We start from the raw sequence: 25,252 nt of genomic DNA on the forward strand, positions 1-25,252 counted from the left end.
GCAAGCCGGCTCCTGCAGGTGCAGGATCGGCTTTTTATCGGCAAGCGCTTGCGAGACAGAACTAAAAGTCCATAATGGACAAATTAGTTTAATAGCAGCTCCCGGAGCCGACCATGTCCAGCACCCCTTACGTGATCACCCAACTTCAGGCCCGCGAGCTGTTGGCCCAGGTCGATGTACCGCAGATTCTGCGCAAACTGTTCCGCGACTTGGCCGCCGGGCAAGCGGTGCAGCCGGCGCAGCAGTTGGTGGAATTTCCACAAGGCGCTGGCGATTTCATCAATTACCTGGGTGTGCTGGCCGAAGATGGCGTGTACGGGGTCAAGACGTCACCCTACATCGTGCGCGAACAAGGGCCGCTGGTCACCGCCTGGACCTTGCTGATGTCGATGCAGACCGGTCAGCCTCTGCTGTTGTGCGATGCGGGCGAGCTGACCACCGCACGCACCGCCGCGACCACCGCCGTGGCCGTCGATGCCCTGGCGCCACTCAAAGCCCAGCGCCTGGCGATCATCGGCAGCGGCAAAGTAGCTCAGGCCCACGTGCACTACGTGAAAGGCCTGCGCGAATGGCAGAGCATCAGCCTGTACTCGCCGGGCCTGCGCGAAAGCAGCGCCGAAGAACAGGCCCACATCACCCACCTCGATCCTCGCCTGACCATCGCCGAAAGCCGCGAAGCCGCGATGGCCGACGCCGATGTGATCATGCTGTGCACCTCGTCCGCAGGCCCGGTGATCGATCCGTCCACCTTGAGCAAACCGGCGCTGATCACCTCCATCAGTACCAACGCCCCGCGTGCCCACGAAGTACCGCCCCGGAGCCTCAACGACATGCAGGTGTTCTGCGACTATCGCCTGACCACTCCGGGCTCGGCCGGTGAAATGCTGATCGCCGGTGAACAACACGGCTGGAGCTCTAGCACCATCGCCGGTGACCTGCCCGACCTGCTCAGCGAAAAGGTGCGGCGGCCAGACTACGATCGCCATGTGTTCTTCCGCTCCATCGGCCTTGGCCTAGAAGACATTGCGCTGGCCAATGCCATCTATCGTCTTCAGCACTGACACGACTACACCCCCTGTAGGAGCCGGCTTGCTGGCGATAACATCACCGCGCTTTACTTGAACAACCGCGACGTCCTTATCGCCAGCAAGCCGGCTCCTACAGAAATCATCGAACCATCAGCAGGAAACGTTCATGAGCCACGCAGACTTCATCATCATCGGCGGCGGGATTGCCGGCGCTTCCACTGGATTCTGGCTGTCGCAGCACGGTCGCGTGGTTGTGCTCGAACGCGAATCCCATCCGGCCTATCACTCCACCGGACGCTCGGCGGCCCTGTTCACCGCCGCCTATGGCACACCGCAAGTGCGCGCCCTGACCCAAGCCAGCCGGGACTTCTTCGACGCCCCGCCCAGCGGCTTCTGCGAACACCCGCTGCTGACCCCGCGCGGCGAAATGACCGTGGACTTCACCGGCGATGCGGCCGAATTGAATAATCAGTACCTGAGTGCCAAAGCCACGGTACCTGAGATGCAATTGCTTAGCGCCGATGAGGCCTGCACGCGTCTGCCGATCCTGCGTCGGGAAAAAGTCCACGGCGCAATCTACGACCCGACCGCCAGCGACATCGACACCGATGCCCTGCACCAGGGCTATCTGCGCGGCATCCGCCGCAACCAGGGTGAAGTCCACACCGATTGCGAAGTGCAGGACCTGAGCCGCGACGCCCAAGGCAAATGGCAAGTTCAGACCAGCACTGGAACCTTCAGCGCACCGATCATCATCAACGCCGCCGGTGCCTGGGCCGATAAGATCGGTGCACTGGCCGGCGCCAAGCCACTGGGTCTGCAACCCAAACGTCGCGCGGCCTTTATCTTCGCCGGCCCCGAGGGCGTGGATATCCATCATTGGCCGATGCTGGTCAGCCTCGACGAATCCTTCTACATGAAGCCCGACGCCGGCATGTTCCTCGGCTCGCCGGCCAACGCCGACCCGGTGGAGCCCCACGACGTGCAGCCTGAAGAGCTGGACATTGCCATGGGCATTTACCAGATCGAAGAAGCCACGACCCTGACCATCCGCCGCCCGACCCGCACCTGGGCCGGCCTGCGCAGCTTTGTCAGCGACGGCGACTTGCTGTCCGGTTTCGATCCGCAGGTGCCAGGGTTGTTCTGGGTTGCAGCACAAGGTGGCTACGGCATCCAGACCTCGCCGGCCATGGGCCAGGCCAGCGCCGCCCTGGTGCGCGGTCACCCCTTGCCCGAGCAGCTGAGCCGCTTCGGCCTGAGCGCCGCCATGCTCTCCCCCGCTCGCCTGGGCTGATCATTGCCCTCACGTGACGTGCCGGCACGATTGCGTCACACTTTCAGAGCCCCGTTATGCGGGGCGCTGAAGCCGCCCGGAGCCCTACTGTATGAATGCCCCCGAAAAAGACCCGGCCCTGAAGGAGCTGTCACTGGACAACTTCCGGGCAATCGCCGATGCCATCGCCACGCTGTTCTTTCCCCATGCCGAAGTGGTGCTGCACGACCTGCGCACGCAAAAGGTCGATTACATCGCCAACAACCTCTCGAAACGAGAAATCGGGGATGATTCCTCGCTGGAAGACATGCTTAGCGACGAAGTCAGCGAACGAAACATCGGGCCGTACGAAAAACTCAATTGGGACGGCCAGAAGATTCGCAGCGTCAGCACCGTGCTGCGCGACGGCGAAGGGCATCCGCTGGGCGTGCTGTGCATCAACTTGAATATTTCACTGTTCGAGAATGCCAAGGCCGCGTTGGACCTGTTCCTGTCGCCGACCAAACTGATCCCCCAGCCGGACTCTTTGTTTCGCGATGACTGGCAGGAGCGGATCAACACCTTCCTCCACGCCTGGCTGCGTGAACGGCAACTGAGCCTGAACCTGCTGACCCGCGATCACAAACGGGAACTGGTGTTGGCGTTGCACGCCGAGGGAGCGTTCAAGGGTAAAAGTGCGTCGAATTATGTGGCCAATGTGCTGAACATGGGGCGGGCGACGGTTTACAAACATTTGAAGGAATTGAAGGGCTGAACCGGCCTCTTCGCGGGCAAGCCTCGCTCCTACGGGTTTTGTATCGTTCACAAGGTACGCGAACAACACAAATCCCGTAGGAGCGAGGCTTGCCCGCGAAAGCTATCGATCAATCGCCGTAGATATCAGACTTGAAATACTTCTCGGAAATCTTCTGATACTCGCCATTCGCGCGAATACCATCAATGGCCGTGTTCAACTGGCTGACCAGTTCGGCATTACCCTTGCGCACCGCAATCCCGGCCCCCTCGCCCACGTACTTCGGATCCTTCAGCTCAGGCCCGACAAACGCATAGCCCTTGCCGCGCGGCATCGACAGGAAGTCATTGAGCGGAATGGTGTCGGCGAAAATGGCATCCAGGCGACCGGCCGCCAGATCCATGTAGATTTCTTCGTTGTTGCTGTAACGCTTGACGTTGACGCCCTTGGGTTCGAACACCTCGGTGGCGTAACGGTCGGTGGTGGTCGCACGCTGCACGCCGACAGTCTTGCCCTTGAGGCTGGCGTACTGGTCATCCACTACCGCGCCTTCCTTCATCACCAGGCGCGACGAGGTGAAATAGTATTTGTGGGTGAAATCCACCGACTTCTTGCGGTCGTCATTGATGGTCATGGACGACAGCGCCATGTCGATTTTCTTCACTTTCAGGGAAGGAATCAGACCGTCGAATTCGCCTTCGACCCACACGCACTTGACCTTCATCTCGGCGCACAAGGCATTGCCGATGTCATAGTCGAAACCGACGATCTCGCCTTTATCGGTCTTGGACGCAAACGGTGGATAAGCGGCCTCGATACCGATACGCAGGGTTTTCTCGGCGGCATACAGGCTGGAGCACGCCAACAGGCTCAGGGCCAGACCGGTGATGAGGGGGAACTTCTTCATATTCGTTCTCTCGCGGGTTGTTGTTGGTTTGGCAAGACAGAAGAAAAAGCGGAAACGGGGGAAAGACCTTCTTTGTACTTATAAATCCATACTGGACTTTTATGTACAAGTCGTCAATGAGGCAAATGCAGCCCGCGCCGGCCGATGGTCGGGTGGTGAATTTTCAAGATTTTTGGTGTTGCGGATGACGCCATCGCGGGCAAGCCTTGCTCCTACAGGTTCTGAGTTATTCCAAAAATAGGGAACGACACAAAACCTGTAGGAGCAAGGCTTGCCCGCGATGGCGTACTTGAGAGCGATGAAAGTCTTACTGCTTCCAGCGATCCGCCGCCGCATGATCGCTGTCACGCCCTTCGACCCAGCGCGGACCATCGCTGGTGTTCTCTTTCTTCCAGAACGGTGCGCGGGTTTTCAGGTAGTCCATGACAAAAGCGCAGGCATCGAACGCGGCCTGGCGATGGGCGCTGGCGGCACCGACAAAGACGATCGGCTCACCCGGCTCCAGGGCGCCGATGCGATGCAGCACTTCCAGCTTGAGCAACGGCCAGCGTTGCTCGGCCTCGATGGCAATTTTGCCGAGGGCTTTTTCAGTCATGCCCGGGTAGTGCTCGAGGAACATGCCGGCCACATCGAGCCCGTCATTGAAGTCGCGCACGTAGCCGACAAAACTCACCACCGCGCCGACGCCGACATTGGCGGCGTGCATGGCGTTGACTTCAACCCCCGGATCGAACGGCTCAGGCTGCACGCGGATCGCCATGATCAGCCCCCGGTCACGGTCGGAAAAAACGCCACTTCATCGCCATCGCTGACCGGTTCGTCAAGTTGGCAAAGGTCTTCGTTGCGCGCACACATCAGGTTCTGTTCGCTCAGCACTTCGGCGCCATCACGCTGCGCGAGCAACGCCCGCACGTCATCGACGGTGGCGAACTGGCCTTCGACCTTCACCGAATCCACGCCCAGCGCTTCACGGTAGCGGGCAAAAAACTTCACAGTGACGTTCATGACTGGTCCGCCTGGAAATGTCCGCTCTTGCCTCCGACCTTTTCCAGCAGCCGAACGCTTTCGATGGTCATGCCGCGATCAACGGCCTTGCACATGTCATAGATCGTCAGTGCTGCAACGCTGGCAGCGGTCAGGGCTTCCATTTCCACCCCGGTCTGCCCGGACAACTTGCAGCGCGCCACGATGCGCACGCTGTCGTCGCCTTCGGCACTGAGCTCGACCTTGACGCCCGTGAGCATCAACGGATGGCACAGCGGGATCAGATCGCTGGTCTTCTTCGCCGCCTGAATGCCGGCAATGCGCGCCACGGCAAACACATCCCCCTTGGGATGACCGCCGCTGACGATCATCTGCAGGGTTTCGGGGAGCATGCGCACCAGCGCTTGGGCCGTCGCCTCACGGAACGTCACGGCTTTTTCAGTGACGTCGACCATGTTGGCGCGACCTTGGGAATCGAGATGAGTCAGCACGGGATTACTCCTGATCAGGAGCGACGATTGTAAACCTGTGAGTCAAATTCTGGCACGCCAGATTGTCGCACCGAGGCGCAGGCCTCTGTTCGATCTGCATCAAGTCACTCGGCAAACAATTTTGAAAACGACGTAGATCGGTTCGTGATCAAGATTGTAAACAGCGATGAAAGTTAGTCCCAATGACAGTACAAAGTGCAACAAGATGCTACTGGAAATGCGTATTTTTTAACCCATAGAACAGCTTACATTTATGAAACAGCCAATAATTAACTGATTACCTTAAAATAAATCTCGACGTAGGAACTTTACGTAAGACCACACCCGATACCTGTAGCGAATATTCCTACAATTGAATTATTGACCGAACCATTCAGCCTGACTAGGGTAATCAACGCAGCCAACACCCTCACAAACTTCAATACAGGAAAGTCACCATCATGAGAGTTGCTCTGGTCACGGGTGGAACCAGAGGTATTGGTTTTTCCATCATCACGTCACTCGCATCGAAAGAAAACCTAAAGATCATCACGTGCGGCACTAAGTCTCACCCTGAAATCAAACTTCCTGTCGGCGTGGAATACATTCAGTGTGACATCTCCAGTTCAAGCTCGGTTACCACAATGATTAGACAGATTATTGACACGCACTACAAGATCGACATACTCGTCAATAATGCCGGCATCTCTCATGTCAAACCCGATGGTCGAGTTCTGATTGAGGACATCCGAGATGAAACCTGGCACCAGGTAATCAACACCAACTTATCCGGCGCTTTTTACACCTGCAAACAAGTGATTCCTTATATGAAAATGAACCACTATGGCCGCATCATCAATATATCTTCCGCCTCAGCCAGATTTGGGGGAATACTCGCCTCCGCCGACTACATTTCGTCAAAAGCAGGGCTTATTGGTTTAACTAAAGGACTCGCCTACGAGTTAAGGGACTGTGGCATTACTGTTAATACCGTTGCACCCGGCCGAATAGACACAGATATGATCTCCGACGCAAACCTAAGCGCCGACTGGGCTAAAAACCACGTCCCCCTTGGCAGGCTCGGCAAGGGCGAAGATATTGCAGGGGTCATTTTGTTTTTAATTTCCAAACACGCTGACTACGTGCATGGAGCCACACTTGATTGTAATGGCGGCTGGATCATAACTTAACTCTACTGATCCTCCGGAGGAACATCCCATGTCCAGCAGGATTATTGTCGTTAGCGGCGGCACCAGGGGAATTGGCCTAGCCATCTCAGAGAGACACGCAATAGCGGGTGGCACCGTATTTTCACTATGTTTAAACCCTGAAAAAATTAGCAAGACGCACGCAAATATTCATGTAATCAAATGTGATGTTCGTGATTTCAAAGCAGTTAACAACTGTATAGACCAGATACTTTCAGAAGTGGGGAACATTGATACTCTCGTTAACTGTGCCGGCATTCAGCAACAGCCGTCTGACGGTTTAGAACACATCAATCATGATGATTGGCGAAACGTCCTCGGCACCAATCTAGATGGCGTTTTCCATTTATGCAAAGCAGTGATACCCGGTATGAAAAGAAGGCGTGAAGGCGTGATCGTCAATATGGCATCGGTGGCCGCCACCGATGGATACCCGATGGCCTGCGCTTACGCAACTTCCAAGAGCGCGCTGATCGGTCTGACGAAATCCCTAGCAAAGGAGTTGGCGACGTACAACGTCCGGGTTAACGCGATCATGCCCAGCCTGACCATGACGGATGCCGCGCTGGGGCTGCCTGCCGAAACCTTAGAGCGACTTGTAAACTTGGTCCCTTTAGGAAGAATTGCGTTACCTGAGGATATTGCTGGCGTTGAATTCTTTCTATCCAGTCCCGACGCTAACTACATCACAGGTGAGCTATTCAGAGTCGCCGGTGGGCGATAAATAACCAAAGAGGATCGACTCATGTTGAATATCGGAATTATTGGTCGCAACCACGGAATGAAACACCTGAAAAACATACAGCACTATCATTCCAATAAAGCCTTGGTCAAAGGCCTTACTTACAAAGACCTCTCCAAAATCTCTAATCTTGAAAGCGAGATACAAACGTACGACAGCTATAAAAAAATGATTAACGAGGTAAATTTAGACGCATTGGTCTTGGCCGGTCCACACAATCTAGCTCGGGAAATAATTGAATTCAGTGCGGAAAGAGTTAAATTTTTCCTGATTGAAAAACCGGTAGCTCACGACTCGGCAGAAATCATCAAAATAAAGAAAACACTTCAAGAGAATAATTGCACGGCATTGATAGGACATCACCGAAGATTCTCTCCAAAGCTGCAGGAGTTCAAAAGGATCATTGATTCCGGCATCATAGGAAACGTTATATCTTTTGATTCGGTGTGGTGCATCAAAAAAAAATGATGAGTATTTCAAAAATGATGAAAGTAACTGGAGAATTCATGCGATCCAAGGGGGAGGTCCTTTAGCAATCAACGGAATTCATGAAATAGACACTGTCAGGTTCCTATTTGGTGAGATCAGTCTCACCAAGGCCATTTTAGGTAAAAGCAACAGAAGCTTAGCCATCGAAGAAAATATCACTGCAATTTTCAAACTGGAAAACGAGGTTATCGGCACCCTGTTGATAGGGGACAACATCCCGTCACCATTTAATTATGAAAAAACGATGGATGAAAACCATTCATTTCCCTCAAGCGATGTGGACTTCCTAAAAGTCTTCGGCGACAAAGGGGCTATCACCTTCCCAAGCTTAACTTTATACCCTTATGAAGGTTCCGGAGATTGGTTCTCCGTGTTTTCGAAGAAATCTATCGCCTCCAAAGTGGCGTGCGAGGATCCGCTTAAGCTGGAAATGGACCATTTCATCAGAGTTATCGAAGGTAAAGACACACCCTTGGTCAATATAGACGATGCTCTGAGCAACATGGTCGTTGTAGATAAAATAAAACAGGAGATTAAAAATGAAAGCGTTGATCTATGATGGGAAAAGCGTCATTTATCAAGACGTTCATCACCGTGATGCTGAATTTTATTCTCGTCCCATAAAGATCAAAATCCAGCTGGCAGGCATATGTTCGACTGATCTGAAAATCGTCGACGGCAAGTACTACAACAAAGCGTTGTTAAAGCCCAACGGCATACTCGGTCATGAAGGGTGTGGCCACGTTGCCCAAAGCTCTCCTGGTAGTCTCTTCAAGACGGGAGACCATGTGGTGTTTGAGACCGTTTTCCCCTGCCAGAAATGTGACACATGTGTAAAAGGCCTGACTAATTACTGCAGCAACTGGCTGCATATCGGTATCAATACCAACGGTACGTTTTCTGAGTACTTGACCATTGACGAGTCGATGGTTCACAAGATATCGAAAGACATCCCTCCCCAAATCAGTGTGCTCGCAGAGCCGCTTTCCATTGCCCAGAACTCCATGGCCAGTATTTTTGAAGGGCGTCAAGATAAGGCATTGACGGTCGCCGTCGTCGGGCCAGGAATATTGGGTGTTCTGCATACGCTCCTGTTGGCGGAAAGCGATCACTCGGTCGATGTGTTTGGCGTGAGCGGCGACGATCAACGCCTTGAGAAAGCACTTAGTCTCGGCGCAAAGAATGCCTTCAAAACTGATGTAGCACCAGCAAAACTGCAGCAGTACGACCTCGTCATTGACTCGAGCAACACCAGTTCCGGCATAACGTTTGCGCTGAGTAGGTGTAAACCCGGCGGACATCTCAGAATCCTGAACCTCTCAACAGAAAAAAGCATCAGCGCCTCCGACATCGTAAAAAGCGGGTGCCGCATATCTACGAGCAAAGGCATACACCACAGCCATATGGTGACGGCTTGTAACTACATGGAAACCAACGGCCATAAGCTCACCGGACTGACGACTCACTTCTTTAGTCCGAATGATTATCAACAGGCGTTCAATTTCGCTCGGAACCCAAAAGGAATCAAATCAGTATTTGACTTCAACTGATAATATGCGGCGGACTTCACATGATTAGTTATGGGCGCATTGAAAAAAATATCCGTTATCAGATCTTCAAACTGTGTCATGAATCGGGGGGCGGACATATTGCCTCTTCGCTGTCGATGGTGGAAATTTTATGGTCTGTTTTTTCCACTCACTACAAACCAACGCACGATAGATTTTTGCTGAGCTCCTGCCAAGGCGCATTGGCCCTTTATTGCGTGCAATACGCACTAAAAAATCAAGGATTTGAACTTTCTGATTTTTTAAAAGAGGGATCAGACTTAACCATGTTCCCTAATGACGACCTACCGTTTTCAGACATGACCTCTGGTTCTCTCGGTCATGGAATCTCCATGGCTGTTGGAATGGGCCTGTATGAAAAATTTAACACTACCGCTGAGAATACCTTGTATGTGGTCGTCGGTGACGGTGAACTTGATGAGGGCAGTAACTGGGAAGGAATCATGGCGGCCGCTCACTTTTCGATCAACAACCTTATCATCATTATCAACTACAACAAAGTTCAAATTGATGGCCCTACTGCGATGGTAATGAATATCGAGCCCTTGGTCGACAAACTAACTTCCTTTGGCTGCAACGTACTCAGTGTGAATGGACATAATACTGAAGAAATCGTCAATGCCATTACCACCATCAAGCGGAATAAAACCTCAGGCCCTTCTGTACTGATTGCCCATACTATAAAAGGGCACGGCATCAGCTTTTGCACCAAAGATCTCAGTTGGCACTATCGTGTCCCTACTGCACTTGAGTTGGATTTTGTAAAAAACGAACTGGACATTCATTGAACCACGCTAGGAGCCGCGCAGATGAAGAAAGACTTGAGGGATATAATTAATAACCACATTATTTTACACGCCGAAAGTGCGGACATTTATGTCATTGCTGTCGACTCCGCTATTTCTTCAAACCTGCACATTTTCAAGAGTCAACTGGGTCATCGCTTTATCGATGTGGGAGTAGCCGAACAAAACGCCTTTGACGTCGCTGCTGGACTTGCCCGAGAAGGGGCGACGGTGTTCGTGTTTGGAATATCGACCTTTCTGCTATACCGAGGGTATGAACAACTACGTTCAATAATTTGTGATAACAAGCTCAAGGTTATATTTATCGGTCTTTGGTGTGGCCTCTATTACTCCGACCAGGGGTATACGCATTTACAAATAGATGACATCAATGTTACTCGGTCGCTGCCGAACCTCAATATATACTCACCTTACAGCATTCCCAGCACTATGCGTTGCCTTGACGATGCGCTTGAGCATCAGGGACCGTCATACTTTAGAATCGAGAACCCGCTCCCCGGGAGTGATTACCTCAATACCCATATTGCCTCGAGTTCATCCACGCTCAACGATTCAATCGCATTGGCAATACTCGCGACAGGCCAGTCGGTAAAACGAAGCCTACTTGCCTCGGAACACTTGAAGTCAAGTTTAAAACTTAACATCCCGGTGCATCCGCTGTGCGATCTGGATGTTAAGCGATTGCAGTCACGCACCCAAGAATACGTGGATCATTACCAAAACCTGCTGATTGTAGAAGAACACCTGGCGTTCTGCGGAACCGGAGCCTCCATAGGATTTTCGTCGTCCGTGAAGCAGGCCGGTAGCAGGATACATTGCCTGGGGGTGGGTGACCTAGTCGTTCGCAACCAAACCTATGACAGAGCTTTAGAATTTCACACGCTTAACACCCCAGGAATTTTCAATAAATGCCTGAGTATATTGGAGGGTTGACCGATGAAGATTTATATCAATGAGGGTAGTTTCGGATTTGGTATGTCACCGTTGGAAAAGATAAACCTAATCTCCGACTCACCATTTTCTGGCATTGGGTTATGGTTCGAGAAAATTGATCTTTGGCTGGACCAGGAGAGCACTGACCTGCAGGACATCAAGTCTGCATTGCAGACAAAAAAAGTCGACGTAATTGAGATTAATTTCTTAAAATTTCTTTTCACTCATGAGTATGAAAGCCCAAAACTACAGCATGAAATTTCGCAAGGAATTTATTATGCAAAGCTATTCGGTGCGCCCTTTCTCACTGCGGCAACATTTGGAGAAAATCTTAACCCTTCTCTGTATAGAGATAACATCAGAAAACTCTCAGAAAAACTGGAGCAGGAGGATATTTCCCTAGCGATCGAATTCCTTCCATGGACAGAGATCCCTTCAATCACAGAACTACAAGAACTACTTGCCGCTATCGACCGAGACAACGTGGGTATCCTGTTGGATACCTATCATTTCTTTATGGGTGACCCAGATCTGGAGGCGTTGAAGAAGATCCCACCGGAAAAAATCTTTCTCATCCATAGCAATGACTTGATTAATAACCCTGAGCTTTTTTCGAAGCTGTCACTGATCGAAATAACCCGCGGCTACCGGGTAGCACCCGGTCTAGGTGATTTTCCTCTCATCCCGTTTTTTAAAACCCTTCGGGAAATGGGCGTCAAGGCACCGGTCAGTCTCGAGGTATTGAACAAAGACTCAACATCACAGTGTCACATTGACTCTGTGCTCAACGCCTATACTTCGACATTGCAGCAAATAGGAGCATAAGCCATGCCTTCAGGACAATTGACCGCCGTGGTGACAGGCGCAGGAGGCACAATCGGCACATGTCTATCCACGCACCTGGCAAGTATTGGCTATAACTTGGTAATTATCGATACTAACAAAAGCAATCTATACACTCTTCAATCGAAAATCCACACCCAACACCCCGAAACTCAAATACTTGCGCTAGAAACTAATATTTCTTCGCACCAAGAAGTGATCTGTGCGGCACAGTTAGTCCAAGATAGATTCAAGGGCATCGACATACTGATCAATAACGCAGGTATCTCTCCAAAGTTATCCAATGGCAAGAAAATACCGACCCTGGATATTGATGACCAGGAGTGGGACCTTGTAATGGAAACCAATTTAAAAAGCGTTTTTTTGATGTGTAAGTATTTTTTCGGCGTACTGAAAGCCAAGGAAGGAACCATTATCAATATTGCGTCCATGATGGGCGTCACCGGCTCTGGCGTTGATACTCACCAGATATTTCCCTATAGCGTCTCTGCAGCACATTACAGCGCATCAAAAGCTGGCGTGATCAACTTAACAAAGTCTTTGGCACGCGAACTCAGCGAATTCAATATCCCGGTCTACGCTATTGCTCCCGGCGCGGTTTCCGGCGGGATGGGTAAATTCGATGAGGGGTTCATCAAAACCCTGAAAGAACAAATACCCAGTCATCAGCTAGGCACTCCTGAAGAAATTGTGAACACGCTCACTTTCCTACTAACCTCCGAAATGAGCTTAACCGGCCAGACCATACACGTTAATCATGGTTGGTACATGGGAGACTAGTCATGTCGTCAGCGCGGATAATTTATTCGGGGAAATACATCGTGATCTCTCACTGCCGGGACTGTGAAGTTCCTGGCTACATGATTATTTCACCTCAGCGGCTCATATCTAAACTCGCGGAGCTCAGTTTGGCGGAAAGTGCTGAACTTATGAAGGGTTTAGCGTTTGCGGAACGAGCCTTAAACACTCTATTTTCTCCTGAAAAAATATACATTATGCGTATTTCCGAGCTCAACCCTGAACTGCATTTTCATGTTTTCCCCAGGTATGCTTCCGTGACCAAATTATATTTGGCGGAACATAATGAACGTATTATTGACGGCCCACTCTTTTTCAGCTGGGCGCGAAAAAGGTTCATTAGCTCACAGCCAGAGCCGACCCAAGAGGTATTGGACGCTCAATCAATACTCAAGAAAACCCTCAACATCTATTTTTCGCAGCCTCTGTAAATAGGAAGCGTCGTAGTTGTGTAGATCATCATAGGCAGGGAAATACGTTGCGACGATGAGTGCGTAGACTGCGCCCGGGAATCCGCTTGAGTGACGGACACTATTTTTACCTCAAGCACAAAAAACCGGGCGACCTTATGGCCGCCCGGTCTGGGTGAATTACAGATGCGATTCGGCGTATTCGGCCAGAATCGAGCGAGGCACCCCTTGCAGGGTGATGTGCACACCGTTAGGGAAATCCTTGAAGCGTTCGGTCAGGTAGGTAAGCCCCGAGCTGGTCGCGGACAGATAAGGGGTGTCGATCTGTGCCAGGTTGCCCAGGCACACCACTTTGGAACCGGCGCCGGCACGGGTGATGATGGTTTTCATCTGGTGCGGTGTCAGGTTCTGGCATTCATCGATCAGGATCAAACTCTGCTGGAAGCTGCGGCCCCGGATGTAGTTAAGGGATTTGAACTGCAACGGCACCTTGCTGAGGATGTAGTCGACGCTGCCATGGGTGCTTTCGTCATCCATGTGCAAGGCTTCGAGGTTGTCGGTGATGGCGCCCAGCCAGGGCTCCATTTTTTCCGCCTCGGTGCCGGGCAAAAAGCCAATCTCCTGATCCAGGCCCTGCACGCTGCGGGTGGCGATGATGCGGCGATAACGCTTGCTGACCATGGTCTGCTCGATCGCAGCCGCCAACGCCAGGATGGTCTTGCCAGAACCGGCCGCACCGGACAGGTTGACCAGGTGGATGTCCGGATCGAGCAAGGCGAACAGCGCCAGGCTCTGGTAGATGTCACGGGGTTTCAGGCCCCAGGCTTCCTGGTGCAGCAGCGGCTCCTGGTGCAGGTCCAGGATCAGCAACTGGTCGCCTTCAATCTCCTTGATCCAGCCGACGAATCCCTGCTCGTCAATGATGAACTCATTGATGTGCACCGCCGGCAGGTTGTCGATCAATTTCACCTGATGCCAGGTGCGGCCATGGCCCTGGCGGGTCTCGACCTTGCTCACCAGGTCCCAGAACGAGCCCTTCATCTCGTGATAGCCATTGGGAAGCAGCGAAACGTCGTCAACCAGTTGGTCGGTGCTGTAGTCCTCTGCCGCGATCCCGCAAGCCCGGGCCTTGAGGCGCATGTTGATGTCTTTGGTGACCAGCACCACAGGCTTCTTCGGATCGCGAGTGTGTAGGTCAATCAGCTGATTGATGATTTTGTTGTCGTTCAGGTGCTCGGGTAAAACGAGGTGGGGCTCGCTTTGCTTGCTCATCAGAATTGACAGCAAACCCTTCGGCCCACTCTTGCCGCGCTGGATCGGAACGCCCTGCTCGACGTCCTCGGGTGAGGCATCACCCAGGGTTTTGTCGATCAGGCGAATGGCCTGGCGACATTCGGCCGCAACGCTGTGATGGCCGCTCTTGAGCTTGTCGAGCTCCTCCAGCACGGTCATTGGGATGGCGACGTGGTGTTCTTCGAAATTGAGCAGCGCGTTTGGATCGTGAATCAGTACGTTGGTATCGAGTACATAAAGGATTGGCTGGTTGGAAGAAGAGCTACGTCCGTGATCATCCATACTCGGTCACCTTTGTCAGAGCCAGTGGACGCAATACCTGGGCGGTGCTGCGCCTCGAAGTGGCCGCCGATCTCACCTACGGAGACTTAAGTGACTGCAAACAAACGGGTCTTGGGAGACGCCACCTGTGTTGCAGGTTTCGGCGGTCTGTCTTCGTAATACTCCAAAACACATGACAGAAAAAAGCACTTTGACGCTTTTTTGAAGTTTATTTTTCAGAGTGACGAAAAGCGCTTGGCGGACTGCCACCATCCGTTTACAGTCGGAAATCAACCTGTTGCAAAATCTCTCCAAAAATCGCCTCTCGCCCAGTGTTTACGGGCCGTCCCTGATTTCCCCGCCACTTCATTGAAACCCACTCTGACAGTCTTCCCAGCCGATTCCACTCTGCGCCGTTTGCGTCACCAGCCAGGGCAACGTCGTTTTCACCCCGTCCTGCTTCACATTGAAATTGATCACGCCATGACGCCACAGCAGCATCAGAGTCAGCACTCGCTGCGCGCTCTGGCTCGCCTTGAGCTTGCCTGCACCGTCCTGGGCATCGATGTTCCACAACGCCACCTGCAAGCCCTGGGACTTGAAGAACGTCCCGGCGTCCGGCCGTCGCTGGCCTTCGGGTGGGCGGAACAGCGGCACGTAGTTTTCCGGCAGTTTGCTTTTCACCAGATCGACACTGCGTCGCACCGAGTCCTGCCAGTCCTGCCAGTGGCTGTGGGAGCGGAACTCCCAGCCTTGCACGCCGACGCACTGGGCTGAATACATCGATTGCAGGCTGGCCACCGAAGCCTCTGCCAGACGCGCCTGGATATCCTTGCCGAGGACGAAGAAGGTGCCGCTCATGTTCGCCTTGCGCAGATACTCGGCGACCCACTCGGTGTTGTCTGGCGCGGCATTCGCGGCACTGTCGAACGTCAGCAGGAACAGCCGGTCGTGCATGGCGTCGCCATTGCGCTCGTAGTCGCCAAATTGATCGACTTCACTGCTGGTTTGTGGAAACAGCGCGGCTTTGCGCAACTGCTCGTCCAGGTACTGGGCATGGAACAAGCGGCTCGGCTCGGCCCACTTGATGTAGTAGCTGTCTTCGCTGACCTGGAACTTGCCGGCTTGCTCACGCAGGGTGGGCATATCTTCGACCAGGAAACAGAAGGACGCATCCTGATCGCAGCTCTGTTGGGCAAAATTGAAGCTGCTCAGCAAACGCTCCCACATGCGTTGGCGAACGCGGTTGACCGATTCCATGTTGACCGTGCGCAGCCCCAGGCGCTGGGCCATTGCGGGCTCATCCAGGGATTCGCTGGCCAGCAGTCCTCGGGCGAACATAAGGATTTCGGCACGGGACGCCACGTCGAACAGCGTCGGGTTGTTGAGCTTTTCCGGCCAGGTGCCACGATCCAGTGTCGCCACATCGCCCGGCGCCGCCATGGCCCCCATGCTCAAAAGCCACGCCGAGAATAAAAAAACGATACGCAATGGGATGTCTCCATAACAAAACCCGCGCGGCACTATAGCCGATAGTGCCCATATCCCTGTAGGAGCCGGCTTGCTGGCGATAGCGGTGGGTCAGGCACTGCATTGTTGACTGGACTGCCGCAATCGCCAGCAAGCCGGCTCCTACCGGGATTGGCGCGGACCATCGATCACCTATTACCCCTATAGCTGGAGTCAACAAGGACAACCCCCTAGAATCGCCCGCACGATTAAAGGAGACGACTTCATGCTGATGGTGATTTCACCCGCCAAGACCCTCGATTACGAAACACCGCCGGCGACCCAGCGCTTTACCCAGCCGCAGTACCTCGACCACTCCCAGGAACTGATCCTGCAATTGCGCGACCTGACGCCGGCACAGATCAGCGAGTTGATGCACGTCTCCGACAAGATCGGCGGCCTCAACGCCGCCCGTTTCGGCAGCTGGACCCCGGCCTTCACCCCGGAAAACGCCAAGCAGGCATTGCTGGCGTTCAAGGGCGATGTGTACACCGGCTTGAATGCACAGACGTTCAGCGAAGCCGATTTCGATTACGCCCAGCAACATTTGCGCATGCTCTCCGGCCTCTACGGCCTGCTGCGCCCGCTGGACCTGATGCAGCCTTACCGCCTGGAAATGGGCACCAAACTGGTCAACGCCCGAGGCAAGGACCTGTATGCCTTCTGGGGCTCGCGCATCAGCGAGTGGCTGAACGAAGCCCTGGCCGATCAAGGCGATGACGTACTGCTGAACCTGGCCTCCAACGAGTACTTCTCGGCCGTCAAACGCAACGCCCTGAACGCGCGCATCATCAATACCGAGTTCAAGGACCTGAAGAACGGTCAGTACAAGATCATCAGCTTCTACGCGAAAAAGGCCCGGGGCATGATGAGCCGTTTCGTGATTGAAGAGCGCATCAACGACCCCGCTGCCCTTAAGCAGTTCGACGTCCAGGGCTATCGCTACAGTGCCGAGCAGTCTAAACCGGACAATCTGGTGTTCCTGCGCGACCACGCACCCGAGTGATTCACCCAGTTGGCGCTCGCTGAAAATCCTGCGTGCGCCGACCGTTAATTGACGTCATTTCCCCCGCCTATATCGCCATTTTTATGGCGTCAAAAATATATCAATCAACTTTTTAACTTTAGTTTCACTCGACGCCAAACTTTTTTTTCAGTAGTGGCACTGAAAAATTTTATCGGTGCTGGCAAAAAACTATCCCTTCCAATATCCCGCCTATATATAAAGGGCGAAACGGCAAGTGCTATCAATATGAGAGCAGTGCCATCTTTTACAATATTTCAAGAAATTTCAGAATTGGCGATGGGCGGATCGGAACTATGTCTGAATGCACCGCTCATACCACCGGTAACGATTCTCACAGTGTCTGTAGGAGATGACTTACGCAGAACAGAGATCCAAGTAGCGAAGTTGTCATATTAACTTCCGCAGACTAATCCCTGATTTGGGCAACACAGTAAGGACAGGAGATAAACGATGAGAACTATCCCCTACAGGGCCATGGCAGCGCCCCTATAACGTGCTCACCCGAGCACTCAACCGCTTGACCCACGGGCTTAGGGCCTGATGTCGAGCGCGCAAGGCAATTGCACGAATATCTTCTGAACAGAAGAGCGGCTGCATAACAGGGCACTTCATAACAATAAGCCCAAGTTGCGCACACCTTGAGTGCACTTATTTAGACACTCGGAACTTTAATGCCACTACAGGGTATTGCTGTGCCTGCAAGGCGCACTTCCGGGCGCACTATAACCGCTGAACACCATTAACTCCGGCCATTCAATGGCTTGATAAAACACAGAGGTAATTTGCGATGCGCATCAGCATATTTGGTTTGGGTTACGTTGGCGCAGTGTGTGCCGGTTGCCTGTCTGCACGGGGCCATGACGTCGTTGGCGTCGATGTTGCCAAAGACAAGATCGATATGATCAACGCAGGCAAATCGCCAATCGTTGAGCCGGGTCTGGGCGAACTTCTGGCGCAAGGTATTCAGACGGGTCGCCTGCGCGGTACCACCAACTTCTCCGAAGCGATTCGCGACACCGACCTGTCGATGATCTGCGTCGGCACGCCGAGCAAAAAGAACGGCGACCTGGAGCTGAACTACATCGAAGCGGTGTGCCGCGAAATCGGCTTTGTCCTGCGCGACAAGACCACCCGCCACACCATCGTGGTGCGCAGCACCGTGTTGCCGGGCACCGTGGCCAACGTGGTCATCCCGATTCTCGAAGACTGCTCCGGCAAGAAAGCCGGTGTCGATTTCGGTGTCGCGGTGAACCCTGAGTTCCTGCGCGAAAGCACCGCCATCGCCGACTACGACCAGCCACCGATGACCGTGATCGGCGAGTTCGACAAGGCCTCGGGCGACGTTCTGCAATCGCTGTACGAAGAGCTCGACGCACCGATCATCCGCAAGGACATCGCCGTCGCCGAAATGATCAAGTACACCTGCAACGTATGGCACGCCGCCAAGGTGACCTTCGCCAACGAGATCGGCAACATCGCCAAGGCCGTCGGCGTCGACGGTCGTGAAGTGATGGACGTGGTCTGCCAGGACAAGACCCTGAACCTGTCCCAGTACTACATGCGCCCAGGCTTCGCCTTCGGCGGTTCCTGCCTGCCAAAAGACGTCCGCGCCCTGACCTACCGCGCAGGATCCCTGGACGTGGAAGCCCCGCTGCTCAACTCGCTGATGCGCAGCAACGAGTCCCAGGTGCAGAACGCCTTCGACATCGTCCAAAGCCACGAAAAACGCAAAGTCGCCTTGCTGGGCCTGAGCTTCAAGGCCGGCACCGATGACCTGCGCGAAAGCCCGCTGGTGGACCTGGCAGAAATGCTGATCGGCAAAGGTTTCGACCTGAACATCTACGACAGCAACGTCGAATACGCCCGTGTCCACGGCGCGAACAAGGACTACATCGAGTCGAAGATTCCCCACGTCTCGTCCTTGCTCAACTCCGACTTCGACGCCGTGATCAACAACGCCGACGTGATCATCCTGGGCAACCGTGACGAGAAGTTCCGCGCCCTGGTGCAGGACGTCCCTCACGGCAAGCAAGTGATCGACCTGGTGGGCTTTATGTCTCAAGCCACCAGCGCGACGAGCCGCGCCGAAGGCATCTGCTGGTAACAACGGGTCGTAAGCGCTTCGCGCTAATCGCCAGCAAGCCGGCTCCTACGGATCACCGAAACCTGTAGGAGCTGGCTTGCCAGCGATGGCGTCCATGAGTTCGCCATCGCCAGCAAGCTGTGCTCCTACGGGGGCGGGAGGCTCGCCAATGACTTCAGGATTCCGATTATGCTCAGGCTAAAGCACGGCCTACTCCAGGCCGCCGGTTGGCTGTTTTATTTAAGTTTGTTGATGGGCCTCGCCGTGGCGTTGCCCGTGTCTACATTCGACCCCGAGTCGAAGGACTTCATTTTCCTGATCGGTATCGTCGGCATCTGGCGCTACTCGATGGGGGCCACGCACTTTCTGCGCGGCATGCTGTTTCTGTACGTGGTCTACCCGCACCTGCGGCGCAAAGTGCGCAAGCTGGGCAAGGCGGCGGACCCGTCCCACGTATTTCTGATGGTCACCAGTTTCCGGATCGATGCGCTGACCACCGCGCAGGTCTACAGCTCGGTGATTCGCGAAGCCATCGACTGCGAACTGCCGACCACCGTGGTCTGCTCCATCGTGGAAATGTCCGATGAGCTGCTGGTCAAGAGCCTGTGGAAGCGGATGAACCCGCCGGCCCGGGTCAAGCTCGACTTCGTGCGCATTCCCGGCACCGGCAAGCGCGACGGCCTGGCCTACGGCTTCCGTGCCATCTCCCGTCACCTGCCGGACGACCGTGCCGTGGTAGCCGTGATCGATGGCGACACCGTGCTCGGCGAAGGCGTAGTGCGCAAGACCGTGCCGTGGTTCCAGCTGTTCGGCAACGTCGGCGGCCTGACCACCAACGAATTTTGCGAAGTGCGCGGCGGCTACATCATGAGCGAATGGCACAAGCTGCGTTTCGCCCAGCGTCACATCAACATGTGCTCGATGGCCTTGTCCAAGCGCGTACTGACCATGACCGGGCGGATGTCGGTGTTCCGAGCCACCGTGGTCACCAACCCGGAATTCATCGCCGACGTGGAAAGCGACTCGCTGCAACACTGGCGCCTGGGTCGTTTCAAGTTCCTCACCGGCGACGACAAGTCCAGCTGGTTCAGCCTGATGCGCCTAGGTTACGACACCTTCTACGTGCCTGATGCCGCGATCAACACCGTCGAGCATCCACCGGAAAAGAGCTTCATCAAGGCCAGTCGCAAGCTGATGTTCCGTTGGTACGGCAACAACCTGCGCCAGAACTCCCGCGCCCTGGGCTTGGGGATCAAACGCCTCGGCGCGTTCACCTCGGTGGTGCTGTTCGATCAGCGCGTGTCGATGTGGACCTCCCTGCTGGGCCTGACCGTGGCGCTGATCGCCAGCTTCAAATACGGGACCGCGTTCATCCTGGTTTACCTGCTGTGGATCGGCATCACCCGCCTGATCCTCACCCTGTTGCTGTCCTGCTCCGGCCACCGGATCGGCCCGGCTTACCCGGCGATTCTCTATTACAACCAGATCGTCGGCGCGCTGGTGAAGATCTACGTGTTCTTCCGCCTCGACCAACAGTCCTGGACTCGCCAACCCACTTCTCTGTCCCGTGATCTCGCCAGCTTTCAACGTTGGTTCAACACCTGGTCGTCTCGGACCATGACCTTCTCCGCCGGCAGCATTTTCGTCGCCGTGCTGCTGATGATGGTCTGACCGAACTCGCCTGAATTAACTAGGAAACCGCCCATATGAATACCGCCGTCAACGCCAACGTAGTGCATGAATCCGAAGCCCAGCGCCAACACGCCCGGGTCAAAATCCCGGCCAAGCTGCGTTTCTTCGGCCCCGACCGTACGCCGGTCGAAGCACGTGTAATCGACCTGTCCGCCGGTGGCCTGGCCTTCAATGCCGGTCAACTGCCGCTCAAGATCGGCGATGTGTACAAGGCCCGCCTGCAGTTCGTCATCGACAGCCTCGGCCTGGCCATGGACGTCGAACTGCAGGTGCGTTCCTACGATCGCGACACCGGCCGTACCGGCTGCCAGTTCCAGAACCTGGAACCGCGAGACATCTCGACTCTGCGACACCTGATCACCTCGCACCTGGCCGGCGACATCGTCAGCATCGGCGAAGTGCTGGCAACCCTGCAGCGCGACAACTTCACCAAGGCGCGCAAGATGAAGGACGGTGGCCATGGCATGACAGCGTTCGGGCGTATGAAGGCCGTGACCTTCAGCCTGGGGGTTTTCGTGGTCGGTCTGGCGGCGTTCGGTTTCATCTTCAAATCGGTGTACGGCATGTACTTCGTCAGCCACGCCCAGGCCGGCCTGGTCAGCGTGGCGGGCGTGAACATCACCATGCCTCGCGACGGCACCGTACAGAGCCTGATCAAAGCCGACGGCGTCGCCGCCAAAGGCGCCCCGCTGGCGACCTTCAGCACCAGCATGCTCGACGTGCTCAAGGGCCATCTGCAAGACGATCAACTGACACCGGCCAAGGTCGAGGAACTGTTCGGCAAGCAAATGACCGGCACCCTGACGTCGCCGTGTGATTGCACCGTGGGCCAGCAAATGGTCGCCAACGGTCAGTACGCCAGCAAGGGTGACGTGATCTTCCAACTGGTACCGCGCAACACCGAAGCCAATGTCGAAGCGCGCTTCTCCTACCGTCAGTTCGGCGACGTGCTGCCAGGCACCGCCGTGCGCTTCCAGGTCGCCGGTGAAGACAAGACCCGCACCGGCAAGATCGTCAGCAGCACCAGCCTGAAAAGCGCCGACCTGTCTTCCGACATCCGCGTTTTGATCCAACCAGACGAAGCCCTGGACAGCACCCTCGCCGGCCGCCCGGTGGAAGTGAACAGCGACCGCGGCCCGAACCTGAGCTGGCTGATCGACAAAGCCATGGCAGCTGGTCTGTAACCGGAGGACATGCCTGTGACGACTCCTACCCTCAACACACCGCCGACCCTGTGGGAGCGAGCCTGCTCGCGAAGGGATCAACTCGGTTTGCCTGATACACCGCGTCGTCTGCTTCGCGAGCAGGCTCGCTCCCACAGTGGGTACGCAGTGTGTGCGCTGGCACTGGCAATGAGCCTCGCCGGCTGCGCCGGCCTGCCCGACCAGCGCCTGGCCAACGAAGCACTGAAACGTGGCGACACCGCCACCGCCGCGGCGAACTATCAGCAACTGGCGGACCTGGGCTATAGCGAAGCCCAGGTCGGCCTGGCCGATATTCAGGTCGATAGCCGCGACCCGGCGCAAATGAAACAGGCCGAAGCTACCTACCGTGCGGCGGCCAGCGTTTCGCCGCGCGCCCAGGCACGTCTCGGCCGCCTGCTGGTGGCCAAGCCCGGTGCCACCGAAGCCGAGCACCTCGAAGCCGAAGGCCTGCTGAAAAAAGCCTCCGCCGCTGGCGAAGGCAACACCTTGATCCCGTTGGCGATGCTGTACCTGCAATTCCCGCACAGCTTCCCCAACGTCGACGCGCAAAAGCAGATCAGCCAATGGCGCGCCGAAGGCAAGCCGGAAGCGGGCCTGGCGCAAGTGCTGCTGTACCGCACCCAGGGCACCTACGACCAGCACCTGGATGACGTGGAAAAAATCTGCAAGGCCGCGCTCAACACCACCGACATCTGCTACGTCGAACTGGCCACGGTCTATCAGAAAAAGGCCCAGCCGGAGCAACAGGCCGAGCTGATCAAGCAGATGCAGGCCGCGCACAGTCGGGGAACCGTGTCCGCTCAGCGAGTGGACAGTGTTGCGCGTGTACTGGCCGATCCGACCCTGGGCAAGACCGACGAAAAAACCGCGCAGTCGCTGCTCGAACCCATCGCCCCGGGCTACCCGGCGTCCTGGGTCACCCTCGCACAACTGATCTACGACTTCCCCGAACTGGGCGATGTCGACCAGATGATGAAGTACCTGGACAACGGCCGCGCCGCCGACCAGCCCCGCGCCGAACTGCTGCTGGGCAAGCTCTACTACGAAGGCAAGATGGTCCCGGCCGACGCCAAGGTCGCCGAGGAACACTTCCAGAAAGCCGTCGGCCGCGAAGTCGCCGCCGATTACTACCTCGGCCAGATCTATCGCCGTGGCTACCTGGGCAAGGTCTATCCGCAGAAGGCCCTCGACCACCTGCTGACCGCTGCGCGCAACGGCCAGAACAGCGCCGACTTCGCCATCGCCCAACTGTTTTCCCAGGGTAAGGGCACCAAGCCTGACCCACTCAACGCCTACGTGTTCAGCCAGCTCGCCAAAGCCCAGAACACCCCGCAAGCGACCGAGCTTGCACAAACACTCGAAGCCCAACTGCCACCTGCGCAAATGGCCGAAGCCCAACGCCTGTTGAAACAGGAACAGTCCGTTCGCGGTGCCTTGAGCCAGAACACGCCACAGCTGCAGGCCCTGCAAGAAGACGGCGAGGAATCCCTATGAAGTTGAATCCATTCATGAAGGCCGGTATCGGCCTGACGTTCGCATTGATCTGGTCGTGTCCGACACTGGCGGCGATGACTGAAGCACCGAAGAACTTCGGCCTTGAGGTGAAAATCACCGGCCAGTCCGAAGACGACCGTGACCTGGGTACCGCCCCTGGCGGTGACGTCAACGGTGTCGGCCTTGACCTGCGCCCGTGGGTGTATGGCGAAAGCGGCGCGTGGAGCGCCTACGCCATGGGCCAGGCGGTGACGTCCACCGACATCATCGAGACCGACACCCTGCAACAGTCCGATGGCGCCGAGACCACGGACAACGGTGATCGCCAAACCAAGAAAAACTACCTGGCCATGCGTGAGTTCTGGGTCGGCTACAGCGGCTTCACGCCCTACCCCGGCGAGATCCTCAAGCTCGGTCGCCAGCGCCTGCGCAACGACGACGGCCAATGGCGCGACACCAACATCGAAGCCCTGAACTGGACCTTCGACACCACCCTGTTGCGCGCCAACGCCGGTGTTGCCGAACGCTTCAGCGAGTACCGCACCGACTTGAAAGAACTGGCGCCCAAAGACAAGGATCGCCTGCACGCCTACGCCGATGCCGCGTACCAGTGGACACCGGGCAACTGGGTCGGCATTCGCGGTCATCACACCCATGACAACGGCAAGCTCGACTACCCGGAGCCGGGTGTGCCGGCCGATACGCTGGACAAGAAGCAGAACGGTGACATCAGCTGGCTCGGTCTGACTGCCGACAGTGACGCTTACAACTGGCGCAACACCAACACGGTCAATTACTGGGGCAGCATCACCGGCATGAGTGGCAATACCGACACCGTCAACCCACTCAATGCCGACGGCACACGTCCAGCCGAAGCCAAGCGCGGTGAAGACCTCAACGGCTGGGCGACCGATATCGGTGTACGCCTGCGCCTCGATCCGCAATGGCAAGTCGGTGCTGCCTATGCCCGCGCCAGCGCCGAGTACGAACAGAACGGCCTGGAAAGCAACCGCTCGAACTTCACTGGTACCCGCTCGCGCGTGCACCGTTTCGGCGAGGCCTTCCGTGGCGAAATGAACAACCTGCAAACCGCGACCTTGTTCGGTTCCTGGATGCTCAACGACGAGTACGACGCGAGCCTGATCTACCACAAGTTCTGGCGTGTCGACGGCAATAAGCCGGTGGGCAGCAACGGCATCAACGCCGTGCAGAACAACACCGACGACGTGACTGGCGCCGTGCTGTCCAGCACTTCGCTGCCGCTGAACGACGGTGAAAAAGACATGGGTCAGGAAATGGACCTGGTGGTCACCAAGTACTTCAAGCAGGGTCTGTTGCCGGCGGCGTTGAGCCAGTCCATCGACGAGCCTTCGGCCCTGGTGCGCTTCCGTGGCGGCGTGTTCAAGCCGGGTGACGCCTATGGCAAAGAAGTCGATTCGTACATGCACCGCGCGTTCATCGACGTGATCTGGCGCTTCTGATGCACATTGCGAAGG

25 protein-coding genes are annotated in these 25,252 nt (G+C 55.5%); 19 read left to right on the plus strand and 6 right to left on the minus strand.

Going from position 1 to position 25,252, the window contains the following annotated elements:
• The first annotated feature begins 113 nt into the window (after nucleotides 1-113).
• From ABTV22_RS24605 to ABTV22_RS24615, 3 genes are all read left to right on the plus strand, one after another.
• Nucleotides 114-1,061, plus strand: coding sequence for an ornithine cyclodeaminase family protein (locus tag ABTV22_RS24605; protein ID WP_433737006.1), 948 nt, complete (start codon nucleotides 114-116; stop codon nucleotides 1,059-1,061).
• A 133-nt stretch (nucleotides 1,062-1,194) separates the two neighbouring features.
• Complete coding sequence (locus ABTV22_RS24610) at nucleotides 1,195-2,322, plus strand: NAD(P)/FAD-dependent oxidoreductase (protein WP_433737007.1); 1,128 nt, start codon at nucleotides 1,195-1,197, stop codon at nucleotides 2,320-2,322.
• A gap of 91 nt (nucleotides 2,323-2,413) precedes the next feature.
• Nucleotides 2,414-3,055, plus strand: coding sequence for a helix-turn-helix transcriptional regulator (locus tag ABTV22_RS24615; protein WP_433737008.1), 642 nt, complete (start codon nucleotides 2,414-2,416; stop codon nucleotides 3,053-3,055).
• Nucleotides 3,056-3,164: 109 nt separating this feature from the next.
• Here ABTV22_RS24615 and ABTV22_RS24620 read toward each other — a convergent pair whose 3' ends face one another.
• From ABTV22_RS24620 to moaC, 4 genes are all read right to left on the minus strand, one after another.
• Entirely contained in the window at nucleotides 3,165-3,941 is a 777-nt protein-coding gene (locus ABTV22_RS24620; protein WP_433737009.1) for an ABC transporter substrate-binding protein, read from the minus strand.
• Nucleotides 3,942-4,248: 307 nt separating this feature from the next.
• Complete coding sequence (gene moaE, locus ABTV22_RS24625; RefSeq protein ID WP_433737010.1) at nucleotides 4,249-4,701, minus strand: molybdopterin synthase catalytic subunit MoaE; 453 nt, start codon at nucleotides 4,699-4,701, stop codon at nucleotides 4,249-4,251.
• Between the two features lie 2 nt (nucleotides 4,702-4,703).
• Complete coding sequence (gene moaD / locus ABTV22_RS24630; protein ID WP_433737011.1) at nucleotides 4,704-4,946, minus strand: molybdopterin converting factor subunit 1; 243 nt, start codon at nucleotides 4,944-4,946, stop codon at nucleotides 4,704-4,706.
• Nucleotides 4,943-5,416 (minus strand): cyclic pyranopterin monophosphate synthase MoaC, encoded by a 474-nt coding sequence (moaC, locus tag ABTV22_RS24635; RefSeq protein WP_433737012.1) that lies wholly within the window; start codon nucleotides 5,414-5,416, stop codon nucleotides 4,943-4,945. The genes moaD and moaC overlap by 4 nt, the downstream gene beginning before the upstream one ends.
• Nucleotides 5,417-5,856: 440 nt before the next feature.
• On the opposite strand from moaC, the gene ABTV22_RS24640 reads away from it, so the two are divergent.
• From ABTV22_RS24640 to ABTV22_RS24685, 10 genes are read left to right on the plus strand one after another with little or no spacing between them, the layout of a single operon-like run.
• Nucleotides 5,857-6,585, plus strand: coding sequence for an SDR family NAD(P)-dependent oxidoreductase (locus ABTV22_RS24640; protein ID WP_433737013.1), 729 nt, complete (start codon nucleotides 5,857-5,859; stop codon nucleotides 6,583-6,585).
• Nucleotides 6,586-6,613: 28 nt separating this feature from the next.
• Nucleotides 6,614-7,327 carry an SDR family NAD(P)-dependent oxidoreductase gene (locus ABTV22_RS24645; RefSeq protein WP_433737014.1) on the plus strand — a complete coding sequence of 238 codons (714 nt, stop codon included), beginning with the start codon at nucleotides 6,614-6,616 and terminating at the stop codon, nucleotides 7,325-7,327.
• 21 nt (nucleotides 7,328-7,348) lie between these two features.
• Nucleotides 7,349-7,813, plus strand: coding sequence for a Gfo/Idh/MocA family protein (locus tag ABTV22_RS24650; RefSeq protein WP_433737015.1), 465 nt, complete (start codon nucleotides 7,349-7,351; stop codon nucleotides 7,811-7,813).
• Nucleotides 7,782-8,393 (plus strand): Gfo/Idh/MocA family oxidoreductase, encoded by a 612-nt coding sequence (locus tag ABTV22_RS24655; protein ID WP_433737016.1) that lies wholly within the window; start codon nucleotides 7,782-7,784, stop codon nucleotides 8,391-8,393. Before ABTV22_RS24650 ends, ABTV22_RS24655 begins: the two co-directional genes overlap by 32 nt.
• Nucleotides 8,374-9,384, plus strand: a complete 1,011-nt coding sequence (locus tag ABTV22_RS24660; protein WP_433737017.1) for a zinc-dependent alcohol dehydrogenase — start codon at nucleotides 8,374-8,376, stop codon at nucleotides 9,382-9,384. Before ABTV22_RS24655 ends, ABTV22_RS24660 begins: the two co-directional genes overlap by 20 nt.
• A gap of 20 nt (nucleotides 9,385-9,404) precedes the next feature.
• Nucleotides 9,405-10,190 carry a 1-deoxy-D-xylulose-5-phosphate synthase N-terminal domain-containing protein gene (locus ABTV22_RS24665; protein ID WP_433737018.1) on the plus strand — a complete coding sequence of 262 codons (786 nt, stop codon included), beginning with the start codon at nucleotides 9,405-9,407 and terminating at the stop codon, nucleotides 10,188-10,190.
• A gap of 21 nt (nucleotides 10,191-10,211) precedes the next feature.
• Nucleotides 10,212-11,141, plus strand: coding sequence for a hypothetical protein (locus tag ABTV22_RS24670; RefSeq protein WP_433737019.1), 930 nt, complete (start codon nucleotides 10,212-10,214; stop codon nucleotides 11,139-11,141).
• 3 nt (nucleotides 11,142-11,144) lie between these two features.
• Nucleotides 11,145-11,966, plus strand: coding sequence for a sugar phosphate isomerase/epimerase family protein (locus ABTV22_RS24675; RefSeq protein WP_433737020.1), 822 nt, complete (start codon nucleotides 11,145-11,147; stop codon nucleotides 11,964-11,966).
• A 3-nt stretch (nucleotides 11,967-11,969) separates the two neighbouring features.
• Nucleotides 11,970-12,764, plus strand: a complete 795-nt coding sequence (locus ABTV22_RS24680) for an SDR family NAD(P)-dependent oxidoreductase (protein ID WP_433737021.1) — start codon at nucleotides 11,970-11,972, stop codon at nucleotides 12,762-12,764.
• A gap of 2 nt (nucleotides 12,765-12,766) precedes the next feature.
• On the plus strand, nucleotides 12,767-13,213 hold the full coding sequence (locus tag ABTV22_RS24685; protein WP_433737022.1) for an HIT family protein: 447 nt from the start codon (nucleotides 12,767-12,769) through the stop codon (nucleotides 13,211-13,213).
• Nucleotides 13,214-13,372: 159 nt separating this feature from the next.
• Here the strand turns inward: ABTV22_RS24685 and ABTV22_RS24690 are convergent, their stop codons facing one another.
• Both ABTV22_RS24690 and ABTV22_RS24695 read right to left on the minus strand, forming a co-directional pair.
• Entirely contained in the window at nucleotides 13,373-14,767 is a 1,395-nt protein-coding gene (locus ABTV22_RS24690; RefSeq protein ID WP_433737023.1) for a PhoH family protein, read from the minus strand.
• A gap of 345 nt (nucleotides 14,768-15,112) precedes the next feature.
• A complete protein-coding gene (locus tag ABTV22_RS24695) occupies nucleotides 15,113-16,237 on the minus strand; it encodes a polysaccharide deacetylase family protein (RefSeq protein WP_433737024.1) in 1,125 nt (374 codons plus the stop codon).
• A gap of 244 nt (nucleotides 16,238-16,481) precedes the next feature.
• Between ABTV22_RS24695 and yaaA the strand changes: the two genes are divergently transcribed.
• From yaaA to ABTV22_RS24725, 6 genes are all read left to right on the plus strand, one after another.
• Nucleotides 16,482-17,261: a peroxide stress protein YaaA gene (gene yaaA / locus ABTV22_RS24700; RefSeq protein ID WP_433737025.1), complete on the plus strand. Its 780-nt coding sequence runs from the start codon at nucleotides 16,482-16,484 to the stop codon at nucleotides 17,259-17,261.
• A gap of 808 nt (nucleotides 17,262-18,069) precedes the next feature.
• Complete coding sequence (locus ABTV22_RS24705) at nucleotides 18,070-19,386, plus strand: nucleotide sugar dehydrogenase (RefSeq protein ID WP_433737026.1); 1,317 nt, start codon at nucleotides 18,070-18,072, stop codon at nucleotides 19,384-19,386.
• A gap of 168 nt (nucleotides 19,387-19,554) precedes the next feature.
• Nucleotides 19,555-21,036 carry a mannuronan synthase gene (gene alg8, locus ABTV22_RS24710; RefSeq protein WP_110964771.1) on the plus strand — a complete coding sequence of 494 codons (1,482 nt, stop codon included), beginning with the start codon at nucleotides 19,555-19,557 and terminating at the stop codon, nucleotides 21,034-21,036.
• A 35-nt stretch (nucleotides 21,037-21,071) separates the two neighbouring features.
• Nucleotides 21,072-22,241: a PilZ domain-containing protein gene (locus ABTV22_RS24715; RefSeq protein ID WP_433737027.1), complete on the plus strand. Its 1,170-nt coding sequence runs from the start codon at nucleotides 21,072-21,074 to the stop codon at nucleotides 22,239-22,241.
• A 15-nt stretch (nucleotides 22,242-22,256) separates the two neighbouring features.
• A complete protein-coding gene (gene algK / locus ABTV22_RS24720; protein WP_433737028.1) occupies nucleotides 22,257-23,756 on the plus strand; it encodes an alginate biosynthesis TPR repeat lipoprotein AlgK in 1,500 nt (499 codons plus the stop codon).
• Entirely contained in the window at nucleotides 23,753-25,237 is a 1,485-nt protein-coding gene (locus ABTV22_RS24725; protein WP_433737029.1) for an alginate export family protein, read from the plus strand. Before algK ends, ABTV22_RS24725 begins: the two co-directional genes overlap by 4 nt.
• Nucleotides 25,238-25,252: the final 15 nt, after the last annotated feature.

Source organism: Pseudomonas putida (assembly GCF_050990305.1).
Lineage (GTDB): Bacteria > Pseudomonadota > Gammaproteobacteria > Pseudomonadales > Pseudomonadaceae > Aquipseudomonas > Aquipseudomonas putida_AH.